The 3,094-nt window shown below is 57.3% G+C and carries 2 protein-coding genes; one reads left to right on the top strand and one right to left on the bottom strand.

Annotated features, from left to right (window positions below):
• Positions 1-20: 20 nt before the first annotated feature.
• Positions 21-1,475, bottom strand: coding sequence for an amino acid permease (locus tag AC5RK6_RS04645; RefSeq protein WP_320757243.1), 1,455 nt, complete (start codon positions 1,473-1,475; stop codon positions 21-23).
• A gap of 677 nt (positions 1,476-2,152) precedes the next feature.
• Here AC5RK6_RS04645 and AC5RK6_RS04640 point away from each other — a divergent pair.
• A complete protein-coding gene (locus tag AC5RK6_RS04640; RefSeq protein ID WP_320757244.1) occupies positions 2,153-2,938 on the top strand; it encodes a hypothetical protein in 786 nt (261 codons plus the stop codon).
• Positions 2,939-3,094 lie beyond the last annotated feature (156 nt).

Raw genomic sequence — 3,094 nt, 5'->3', positions numbered from 1 at the left:
CGTCGTACTTTCTTCAATAACTACGCGCGCGCATGGCGCTTCTCACGCGCAACTTTTACCTGGTACGCGATAGTGAGGAGCAGCAGCCAGGCCGGACCCACGAAAACGGCCACCCGGTAGGCATCTTGGAACAGCATGAGCACCACGCAGGCTGCGAGCGCAACCAGCACGAAAAGGCTGGAGGCCAAGCCACCGGGGAGCTTGTAGCTGAGGCTCGCCACACGTTCCGGGCCGAGTGCGGCACGGAATTTCAGCTGGGTGATCATGACCATTGTCCAGTTGATAATCCCCGCGATGAGGGCGATGGAAAGCAGATAGCCGAAAGCGAAATTCGGGAACGCGAAAACCACAATCACCGCCACCACGGTCACAGCCGAGGACGTCAAAATTCCCACGTAGGGCGTACCCGCGCGCGAAAGCGTAGCGAAAATGCGCGGGGCGTTACCCTGTTGCGCCAGCGAGTAGAGCATGCGGCCATTGGAGTACAGGCCGGAATTGTAGACGGAAAGCGCGGCGGTGAGCACCACGAAATTGAGGATATGGGCCGCGAAGGTAATCCCCACCGAGTCGAAAATCTGGACGAAGGGGCTGGCGTGCCCGTCGATGCTGCGCCACGGGATGACCGCCATAATAATGGCGAGCGAAAGCACGTAGAAAATGAGGATACGCTGAATGACCAGGTTGATAGCGCGCGGGATGGACCGGCGTGGGTCGTCTGCCTCTCCGGCGGTGATGCCGATAAGTTCAATTCCACCGAAACTAAACATGACGACGACGAAAGCGAAGGTCGCCCCCTTCAGGCCGTTGGGGAAAACAAGCTCGGCGAAAGAAGTTCCGGGCGGGACCTGGTGGGGTTCTTGGAGCCCGACAACGAGCACAAGAATCCCCAGCACAATCATTCCGATAATTGCGACGACTTTGACTAGCGCGAACCAGAATTCGAATTCGCCGAAGGCACGCACCCCGAGTAGATTGACGGCCGTAATGAAAACCAGGCAGAAAGCGGCGGTGAGCCATGTGGGAACCGTCGGGAACCAGTAGTTGATATAAAGGCCGACAACGGATAGTTCCGACATGGCCACGAAAATGTAGTTAAACCAGTAATTCCAGCCGGAGATAAAGCCGGCGCGCGGGCTCCAATACTTGTAGGCGTAATGGGAAAAGGCGCCGGGGACCGGTTCGTGCACGCTCATCTCACCCAGGGCGCGCATAACAAGATAGATCGTGCATCCGCCGATGAGGTAGACGAAGAGGATGGCCGGACCGGCCAGACTAATAGAGGAAGCCGAGCCGTAGAAGAGGCCCGTTCCGATGGCCCCGCCCAGCGCGATCATCTGAATATGGCGATTGTGGAGATCCCGGTGCAGGTGAGCTGCAGGGGAGCTGGTGTGGGTGCCGGGTGCTGCGGATGCGCCGGTAATTGGTGTTCCCGGCGCCGGAGTGCCGGATGGAACCGGCGTGGAATTCGTGGACATAGAGGTCTTTCCCGATACGTGAGGAATGTGCTTATAGCGCCTTGAGCTTATCGCCTCGGGCGCCCGGGTGGGGAATTGTGGGATATGTGGACAGCTGTGAAGGTAGTGCGGAGGGTAAAGGCGGGACAAGGTCAGGCAGAGGAGAGCGGTGTGGTGCACGAGATACGGATGGGAGAGGACTGCGGTATGCAGCACCAATTGCATAGTCACACAACGGGTGTGCCCGGCCTGAACGCCAGCTTCGGTGCGCGTGACTGCCTGGGGGACTTTGGTCAAGAAGTTGAAGAGCAAGGTATAATTAATTCGACCGATGTATCTGTGGCCTGGATAGACGATTATCTTAAATGAAATCGGAATGTTAATATGGCGCGAAATTAAAATGGAAAATCCCTCCGAGTGGCGCTAGTCACAGAGTTCCGAAAATCTCATCGTTCCCGTATATTAATAGTGCGCAATAAAGTATTGTGACTGTTGTGGCAGGTGCTTAGTAGAGTGAACGGCTGGCGAATGGGATCGGTCGATAGGACCTCTGCTAAGGGATTCATGCCATGGACATACATACATAGGAGTAGACATGCAGTTGAAGAAGATTGTGGCTGGCGCTACCTTTGGTGTCATGCTCGCCGCGGGGGGGGGGTGTAGCTTACGCTGCTCCTGCCGCGCCTGATGCACCGCAGGTGACCGCTGCCGACACCACGGCGGCTGAAAAGGCTGTGGCCGACGCGAAGGCTAAGGTTACTGCCGCGGAAGCGGAACTGAAGGCCGCTTCCGAAAAGCTTGAGAAGCTCGAAATCGCCGTCTCGAACGCGAAGGCCAAGCTGACCGAACTTGAGGTCGTCAACGCTGAACTTCCCGCGGAACTTGCGAAGGCTGAGGCTGCTTACGCGGCTCTGGCTACCGCCCAGGAAAATTACAATAAGGCTCGCGTGGCTTTCGAAGCCAACCCGAATGATGAAGCGCTTCAGAAGGCTATGGCTGATGCCAAGAAGGCCATGAACACCGCGCAGGCGGGCGTTGCGGGTCTCCGCTCGGTGGAGGATATCAAGACTGATATCGCTGACACCCCCCGTTACATCGAGATCCAGAAGGGTACCCTCAGCTACGCTGAAGAAGCCCTTGATGCGTTCCCGGGTGTTGAGGCGCTTCAGGGTGCCTACGACAAGGCCGTTGCCGAACTGGATGCCGCCCAGAAGGCTCTTGACGCTCTGAAGGGTCAGACCCCCAAGGTTGACCCGAAGAAGGACGGCGACAAGAAGGTCGATCCGAAGGCTGAGCCCAAGAAGGATGCCGAGAAGAAGGCTGATCCCAAGGCTGAGAAGAAGGCTGACCCCAAGAAGGAAGTCAAGAAGGCCGACGCCAAGAAGCTGGCCAACTCCGGTGTTGATGCCGGTGCGGCTGCCGGTGGAGCTGCTCTGCTCCTCCTGGCCGGCGGTGCTTTCGTGGCCTACCGCAAGTTTGCCTAAGCGAACCTGCCTCTGGCACTAACAACAGTTCCGAGGCTGGTTGCCACTAGGCTAATTATCCTCAACTGTTTCATCGTTTCACGCGGAATGGGTCCGGGTTTTTACCCGGGCCCATTCTGTATCCCTCTTGCGGGTATATGGGTTAATAGACAAAAG

Source organism: Actinotignum sp. usb-actsch-213 (assembly GCF_059085665.1).
The sequence above is the reverse complement of the archived record's forward strand: the minus strand, read 5'-3'. Positions and strand labels throughout refer to the sequence as shown.

Bases quoted from the DNA above. Each gene is read 5' to 3' on its own strand.
- AC5RK6_RS04645 (WP_320757243.1), bottom strand. From the start codon at position 1,475: ATGTCCACGAATTCCACGCCGGTTCCATCCGGCACTCCGGCGCCGGGA.